This is a genomic window from Neisseria sicca VK64 (assembly GCF_000260655.1).
Taxonomy (GTDB): domain Bacteria; phylum Pseudomonadota; class Gammaproteobacteria; order Burkholderiales; family Neisseriaceae; genus Neisseria; species Neisseria sicca_B.
On the sequence record NZ_AJMT01000131.1, the window covers coordinates 1 to 8305 of the forward strand.

The window sequence follows — 8305 nt, forward strand, 5'->3', positions numbered from 1 at the left end:
TTCATGTTTTTTCAGGTCGGATTGGGAACGAGGTCGTCTGAAAATGCGGTTTCAGCGGAGCGGAAACGGGTTTGGACGGCCGGTTTTATGCGTCGTCGTTGCCGGTGAATTTGGCGGCGGCGATGATGATGTTGAGCAGGAGTTTGACGAGGTCTGTCAGTGTCTCCATGCACAAAAGCGCATTTGTCTTAGCCGTAACGCCGTTGGAAATCGCTCATAAAGTCCGCCAACGCCTGTACGCCTTCGAGCGGCATGGCGTTGTAGATGCTGGCGCGCATACCGCCGACGGTTTTGTAGCCTTTGAGCAGGCACAAGCCTTGCAGTTCGGCTTCGAGGACGAAGCGGCGGTCAAGTTCGGCTGAGGCGGTTTGGAAGACGACGTTCATTTTCGAGTGGGCATCGGGGCGGATTCGGTTGATGTAGAAGCCGCCGCTGCCGTCGATGGCATCGTAAAGCGTTTGGGCTTTGATGTTGTTGACGGCTTCGATTTTTTTCACGCCGCCTTGCGTCAGCAGCCAGCGGAACACTAAACCGGACATATAAATGGCGTAGGTGGACGGGGTGTTGTACATACCGTCGCGGTTGAGGTGGGAACGGTAGTTGAAGACATCGGGGATGCTGTCGGGGCAGCGGTCGAGCAGGTCTTCACGGATGATGACGACGGTTGCGCCGGCGGGGCCGATGTTTTTTTGTGCGCCCGCGTAGATCAGCCCGTAGTCGGAAACGTCAAATTCGCGCGAGAGGATTTCGCTGGACATATCGCAAACGAGCGGCGGCAGGTCGTCTGAAAGTTTGGGAACGGTTTGGTATTGCAGGCCGTTGACGGTCTCGTTGATGACGAAGTGGACGAAGGCGGAGTTTTTGTCTATGTCCCAAGTTTCGACGGGCGGCAGGGCGGTATAGTCGAATTGTTCGCCGCCGTGCGCAGCCAGTCGGATTTCGGCATCGGTCAGGCGGCTCATTTGTTCGTAGGCGATGCGGCTCCAGTTGCCCGTTACCACTGCGTCGGCGGACGGGAAGCCATGTGCCAGGTTCATGGCAACCATGTTGAATTGCGTGGTCGCGCCGCCTTGCAGGAACAGGATTTTGTAGTTGGAAGGAATGTTCAGCAACGTGCGCAGGTCTTGTTCGGCGTGATGGAGGATGCTGAGGAACATTTCCGAGCGGTGGCTCATCGCCATGACGGGGAAGCCTGTGCCGTTATAGTCGAGCATTTCTTGCTGCGCGGTACGCAATACGGCTTCGGGCAGGACGGCGGGACCTGCGGAAAAGTTGTAGATGGGGCGGGCGGACATGGCAATGCCTTTTTGTTTCGATGATAACAGCTTTGGATTTTAGAATGACGGCGTGCTTCGTGCAAGCCGTATGGAAGGGAAATGGGGTCGTCTGAAAAAGAAAGGTTGGAAATAAAATGATGATTATCAATGGGTAAGGTTTAATGGCGATTTTTCAGACGACCGTTTTTGTCAACAATTTTAAGCTTGGTTTTATGCCGTCAGACGTATTCACTCTATGAGGTCGTCTGAAAAAAGCCGCGATAAATCAACGCTTTTCTTTTGAGTGGAAAGCGGTTATAATAAGCCAATTTTTCAATTTTGACGAAAAATGGCCACGGGGCCATTTTTTTGTTTATGTACTCCGGGAGATTCATGGATATTCAAACAATTCTCGAAAAAACCCTGCCGGGTTTGGGCTACGAACTGGTCGATTTCGAGCTGACTGCGCAAGGCACGCTGCGCGTGTTTATCGATAAGGAAGGCGGGATTACCGTCGAAGACTGCGCGACCGTCAGCAATCATTTGAGCCGTGTGTTCATGGTGGAAGATATCGATTATAAAAATCTGGAAATTTCCAGCCCCGGCCTTGACCGGCCGCTGAAAAAAGCCGCCGATTTCGTGCGTTTTGCAGGACAACAGGCAAAAATCAAAACCCGCCTGCCGGTTGACGGACAAAAGAATTTTATCGGCCGCATCGAGGGTTGTGAAAACGATACCGTAACGCTCTCTTTCGACGGCAAAACCGCGCAAATCGGCTTGGATAATATCGATAAAGCCCGCCTGCGCCCCGAATTTAAATTTTAAAACTTGATATTGGAGATTCTAAAAAATGAGTCGCGAAATGTTGCAACTTGCCGAAGCGTTGGCAAGCGAGAAAAACGTTGAAGCGGAAGTGGTATTCCAAGCATTGGAATTTGCTCTTTCTACCGCAGCCAAGAAAAAAGCCGACCGCGAGCATATGGACGTGCGCGTCGAAATCGACCGCGATACCGGCGAATACCATACTTACCGCCGCTGGCTGATTGTTGCCGACGAGGATTACACCTATCCCGACCTGGAAAAAACCATCGAAGAAATCCAAGAAGAAATTCCGGGTACCGACATTCAAATCGGCGACTACTACGAAGAAACGCTGCCGAACGAAGGCTTTGGCCGCCAAGCCGCGCAAACTGCCAAACAAATCATCCTGCAACGCATCCGCGATGCCGAGCGCGAGCAAAATCTGAACGAGTTCCTCGCCGTTAAAGAAGACATCGTTTCCGGTACGGTAAAACGCGTAGAGCGCCACGGCATCATCGTCGAAGTCGTTCCGGGCAAGCTGGACGCGCTGATTCCGCGCGAACAAATGATTCCGCGCGAAAACTTCCGCGGCGGCGACCGTATCCGCGCGCTGTTTTTGCGTGTGGACGAAATCGGCAACACCGGCCGCAAACAAGTCATCCTCAGCCGTACTTCGGGCGATTTCCTCGCAAAACTATACGAAATGGAAGTCCCTGAAATTGCAGACGGCTTGTTGGAAATCCGCGAAGTGGCGCGCGATCCGGGCCAACGTGCGAAAGTGGCAGTCAAAGCCAACGACCAACGCATCGATCCGCAAGGTACCTGTATCGGCGTGCGCGGCTCCCGTGTGAACGCCGTCAGCAACGAATTGGCAGGCGAGCGCATTGATGTGGTGCTGTGGTCGTCTGAAACTGCCGAGTTCGTGATGAATGCGCTGTCTCCTGCCGAAGTCAGCCGCATCGTGATTGACGATGACAAACACGCGGTTGACGTGATCGTTGCCGAAGACCAGCTTGCTCTTGCTATTGGTCGTGGTGGTCAAAACGTGCGTTTGGCATCTGATTTGACAGGTTGGCAGTTGAACATCATGACTGTTGAAGAAGCGGACGAACGCACTGCTGCCGAAGACGCAGCCATCCGCTACCTCTTTACCGCGCATCTGAACATCGACGACGAAACCGCCGATATTTTGGTGGAAGAAGGTTTTGCCACGCTGGAAGAAGTTGCTTACGTTCCGGCTGCCGAATTGCTCGCCATCGAAGGCTTTGACGAAGAAATCGTCGAAACCCTGCGCAACCGCGCGCGCGATGCGATTCTGACCATGGCGATTGCGTCCGAAGAGAAGCTGGAAGAAGTTTCAGACGACATGCGCAATCTGGACGGCGTAGATTCCGATATGCTCCGCAAACTGGCGGAAGCCGGCGTAACCACCCGCGACGATTTGGCGGAACTTGCCGTTGACGAACTGATTGAAATAACCGGTGTAGATGAAGAAGCGGCGAAAAAAGTGATTCTTGCCGCCCGCGAACACTGGTTTACCGAAGAGAACTAATGGGGGTACAGATGAGTAACACAACCGTAGAACAATTTGCCGCCGAACTGAAACGCCCCGTCGATGATTTGCTGAAACAACTGAAAGAAGCAGGCGTCAATAAAAACAGCGGCAGCGATTCCCTGACGCTGGACGACAAACAACTGCTGAACGCCTATCTGAAAAAGAAAAACGGCAATGACGGCGGAACCATCAGCATCCGCCGCAAAAAAACCGAAGTCAGCACTGTCAGCGGCGTCAAAGTCGAACGCAAACGCGGCCGTTCCGTAACGATTCCTTCGCCGGAAGAGCTTGCCGCCGAAGCTAAAGCCAAAGCAGCATCTGAAGCACAAAAAGCCGAGCAGTTTGAAGCGAAAGACCAAGCCGCAGAACAGGCGAAAGCTGAAGCTGAGGCCGCCGCCCGTGCCGAAGCGCGTGCGAAAGCCGAAGCGGAAGCTGCGAAGTTGAAGGCTGCCAAAGCGGCAAAAGCCGAGCCGAAAGTCAAAGCGGAAGAAGCGAAACTTGTTGAAGCGGCTGAAAAACCTGCCGACGTAAAAGCAGCTGAAAGCAAAGCCGACGACAAACCGGCAGAACCTGCTGCACAAGCAGTTCAGGCTGAAGACAAACCTGCCCAAAGGTCGTCTGAAAAACCTGCCGAAGGCAAAGCCAAGCCTAAACAAGACAAAGGCAATAAAGGCAAAGACGCGAAAAAAGCAGCCAAACCCGCTGCCCCTGCCGCTCCGCAACCTGTGGTCAGCGCGGAAGAGCAAGCGCAACGCGACGAAGAAGCACGCCGCGCCGCCGCTTTACGCGCCCATCAAGAAGCCTTGTTGAAAGAAAAACAAGAGCGTCAGGCGCGTCGCGAAGCCATGAAACAACAGGCGGATCAGCAAGCCAAGCCCGCAGCCGAAGCCAAAGCTGCCGAGCAGCGCAAGCCTGCCGAAAAAGCCAAAGCCGCGCCTGCAGAAGGCAAAGCCGCCAATCCTGCCCGTGCGAAAAAAGAAGACCGCCACAACCGCGACGATGACAACCAAGGCCGCAACGCTAAAGGTAAAGGCGGTAAAGGCGGACGCGACCGCAATGCGCGCAACGGCGACGACGAGCGCGTACGCAGCGGTAAAAAAGGCAAGAAACTCAAACTCGAGCCGAACCAACACGCCTTCCAAGCACCGACCGAACCCGTCGTTCACGAAGTCTTGGTTCCCGAAACCATTACCGTTGCCGATTTGGCGCATAAAATGGCAGTCAAAGGCGTGGAAGTGGTCAAAGCCCTGATGAAAATGGGCATGATGGTGACCATCAACCAATCCATCGACCAAGACACCGCCCTGATTGTAGTGGAAGAACTCGGCCACATCGGTAAACCTGCCGCCGCCGACGATCCCGAAGCATTCTTGGATGAAGGCGTGGAAGCTGTGGAAGCCGAAGCATTGCCGCGTCCGCCGGTTGTTACCGTGATGGGTCACGTCGACCACGGTAAAACCTCGCTGCTGGACTACATCCGCCGTGCCAAAGTGGTACAAGGCGAAGCGGGTGGCATTACCCAGCACATCGGTGCATACCACGTTGAAACCCCTCGTGGTGTGATTACCTTCTTGGATACCCCGGGTCACGAAGCGTTTACCGCCATGCGTGCACGCGGTGCGAAAGCAACCGACATCGTGATTCTCGTGGTCGCAGCCGACGACGGCGTGATGCCGCAAACCATCGAAGCCATTGCCCACGCCAAAGCAGCGGGCGTGCCGATGGTGGTTGCCGTCAACAAAATCGATAAAGAAGCTGCCAACCCCGAGCGCATCCGCCAAGAGTTGACCGCACACGAAGTCGTGCCGGACGAATGGGGCGGCGATGTACAATTTATCGACGTGTCCGCCAAAAAAGGCATCAATATCGACGCATTGCTCGAAGCCGTATTGCTTGAGGCCGAAGTTTTGGAACTGACTGCCCCTGTCGATGCGCCCGCCAAAGGCATCATCGTCGAAGCCCGTCTGGACAAAGGACGCGGCGCGGTCGCTACCCTCTTGGTGCAAAGCGGTACGCTGAAAAAAGGCGATATGCTGCTTGCCGGTACCGCGTTCGGTAAAATCCGCGCGATGGTCGATGAAAACGGTAAAGCCGTCAACGAAGCCGGCCCATCTATTCCGGTCGAAATCCTCGGCTTGTCCGACGTACCGAACGCCGGTGAAGACGCAATGGTGTTGGCAGACGAGAAAAAAGCCCGCGAAATCGCGCTCTTCCGCCAAGGCAAATACCGCGACGTGCGCCTTGCCAAACAGCAGGCGGCGAAGCTGGAAAATATGTTCAACAACATGGGCGAAAACCAAGCCCAATCCTTGTCGGTCATCATCAAAGCAGACGTACAAGGTTCTTACGAAGCTTTGGCGGGTAGCCTGAAAAAACTGTCCACCGACGAAGTGAAAGTGAACGTATTGCACAGCGGCGTGGGCGGCATTACCGAATCGGACGTCAACCTTGCCATCGCTTCAGGCGCGTTTATCATCGGCTTTAATGTGCGTGCAGATGCTTCTTCGCGCAAACTTGCCGAAAATGAAAACGTGGAAATCCGCTACTACAACATCATTTACGATGCCATCGACGACGTCAAAGCAGCCATGAGCGGCATGCTGGCGCCGGAAGAGAAAGAGCAGGTTACCGGTATGGTCGAAATCCGTCAGGTCATCAGCGTATCCAAAGTCGGCAACATCGCAGGCTGTATGGTTACCGACGGCGTGGTCAAACGCGATTCCCATATCCGCCTTATCCGCAACAACGTGGTCATCCACACTGGCGAACTGTCTTCTTTGAAACGCTACAAAGACGACGTCAAAGAAGTCCGCATGGGCTTCGAGTGCGGCTTGATGATCAAAGGCTATAATGAAATTATGGAAGGCGACCAACTGGAATGCTTCGACATCGTCGAAGTCGCCCGCTCGCTGTAATTTCCCGTTGTAAATAAAAGGTCGTCTGAAAACCATGAAAAGTGGTTTTCAGACGACCTTTTTGTTTTATAGCGGATTGGATTGGCGCAGTGCGGCGTTGCCCAACGCTTAATCTTGGTTTGAATTCGATTTGGCATAAATGATAAACAAATTAATCAATTGAAATATAAATTCCGATTAAATAATGTTTTGAGAAAGAGTTAGAACTTGTTGAGGATAAAGCAGTCTAAGGAAGCCACGCAGTTCGACTGCGTGTAACGATTCAATCAATAAATTACGATCCCCCCCAATCTGGTTATTTATCCCATCTCCCCGGATAGGCAACCGTCAGCTCACGGAAAAAATAATATCATGGATACAAAACAAGTCTTTCGCGCAATCGTTTCTGAAGAAGCCGCCGCACACTCCGCATCTTTGGAAAAGTCATCCGAACCCAAGGTTTTTCAAGGAACCAAGGGCAATGATGTCTATTATGCCACCCATACCGCAGACAACATTGTGGAAAAGGCAAATGAAGGACAGGATACCGTTTATAGCAATGTCAGCTACACCTTGCCGAACAATGTCGAAAACTTGGTTTTGACCGGTTCGGATAATATTTATGGCGCGGGCAACAATTCAGACAACGTATTGGTCGGCAACAGCGGCAACAACCGCCTGTACAGCGGGCGCGGCAATGATACGGTTTACGGGGGCGCAGGTCACGACAACATCAACGGGGGAGAAGGCGACGACCAACTGTTCGGCGATGAAGGCAACGATATCCTAGACGGCGCGGCAGGAAACGACGTATTGCAAGGGGGGGAGGGCAACGATACCTATTTGTTCGGCGAAAAAAGCGGCAAAGACACAGTAATCGACCGCCAAGGCAGCAACAGCATCCGCTTTTTAGACGGTCTCAGCGCAGACGATCTGACAGTTACCGCCGTGCGCAATGCAGAAGGCGGACAGGACTGGCGTATCGCAGTGAAACACACACAATCCGTCCTGACCATTTCCAATCAATACCAAGAAGGCAGCAATATGCCTTCCGTCCAACGGTTTGTTTTCTCAAACGGCACATTAAACCTCAACCAATTCATCAAAGCCACTCAAGCACAAGTAGAAATACGCGACAATGCAGGCGAACGTATTGAAGGCACGGAAGGAAACGACGCGCTGAACGGCACCGTCGGCAACGACGTCATTGACGGCAAAGCAGGCGCGGACATGATGCGCGGCGGCATCGGAGACGATACCTACTATGTGGATAACGCAAAAGATGTTGTCGTTGAGAATAGCGGCGAAGGCAATGATACCGTGATCAGCAGCGTTTCTTATACCGCCTCAACCCACGTTGAAAACGTTACCCTGACTGGCAACGCCAATATCTACGCGGCAGGCAACAACAGCAATAACACCCTGACCGGCAACGACGGACACAACCGACTCAATAGCGGCCGTGGCAACGATACCGTTTACGGCATGGGCGGCAACGACAACATTAACGGCGGCGACGGCAATGACTATTTGGACGGCGGCGATGGCAACGACACCATCAACGGCGACGCAGGCGACGACACTTTAATCGGAGGAGCAGGCAAAGATATGTTGAAAGGCGGAGCAGGCAACGACACCTATATTTACGGCAGCGACGATACGATTATCGACAATCAAGGCAACAATACCCTGAAGTTTTCAGACGACCTCCGTGTCAGCGACATCAAAGTAAACGTCATCGACAATGCCGACGGCAGCAAAAACTGGGAAATCACATCCGCCAACGGCTCGGCAACCAT

At 53.2% G+C, this 8305-nt stretch carries 5 protein-coding genes; 4 read left to right on the plus strand and 1 reads right to left on the minus strand.

Going from position 1 to position 8305, the window contains the following annotated elements; translation table 11 throughout:
• Positions 1-188 precede the first annotated feature (188 nt).
• A complete protein-coding gene (gene serC, locus HMPREF1051_RS07805; RefSeq protein WP_003766792.1) occupies positions 189-1295 on the minus strand; it encodes a phosphoserine transaminase in 1107 nt (368 codons plus the stop codon).
• A gap of 354 nt (positions 1296-1649) precedes the next feature.
• Between serC and rimP the strand changes: the two genes are divergently transcribed.
• The 4 genes from rimP to HMPREF1051_RS07825 form a co-directional block, all read left to right on the plus strand.
• The gene (rimP, locus tag HMPREF1051_RS07810; RefSeq protein ID WP_003741871.1) at positions 1650-2081 is read left to right on the plus strand and encodes a ribosome maturation factor RimP; all 432 of its coding nucleotides are present in this window, start codon (positions 1650-1652) and stop codon (positions 2079-2081) included.
• Between the two features lie 25 nt (positions 2082-2106).
• Positions 2107-3609, plus strand: coding sequence for a transcription termination factor NusA (gene nusA, locus HMPREF1051_RS07815; RefSeq protein ID WP_003766790.1), 1503 nt, complete (start codon positions 2107-2109; stop codon positions 3607-3609).
• An 11-nt stretch (positions 3610-3620) separates the two neighbouring features.
• Entirely contained in the window at positions 3621-6527 is a 2907-nt protein-coding gene (gene infB / locus HMPREF1051_RS07820) for a translation initiation factor IF-2 (protein ID WP_155815309.1), read from the plus strand.
• A gap of 351 nt (positions 6528-6878) precedes the next feature.
• The coding region (locus tag HMPREF1051_RS07825) for a calcium-binding protein (RefSeq protein ID WP_003766788.1) at positions 6879-8305 on the plus strand (1427 nt) is incomplete at its 3' end.

What these genes read in the sequence shown, in the direction of transcription:
- infB (WP_155815309.1), top strand. Translation starts at nt 3,621, where the DNA reads ATGAGTAACACAACCGTAGAACAATTTGCCGCCGAACTGAAACGCCCC.
- nusA (WP_003766790.1), top strand. Translation starts at nt 2,107, where the DNA reads ATGAGTCGCGAAATGTTGCAACTTGCCGAAGCGTTGGCAAGCGAGAAA.
- rimP (WP_003741871.1), top strand. Translation starts at nt 1,650, where the DNA reads ATGGATATTCAAACAATTCTCGAAAAAACCCTGCCGGGTTTGGGCTAC.
- serC (WP_003766792.1), bottom strand. Translation starts at nt 1,295, where the DNA reads ATGTCCGCCCGCCCCATCTACAACTTTTCCGCAGGTCCCGCCGTCCTG.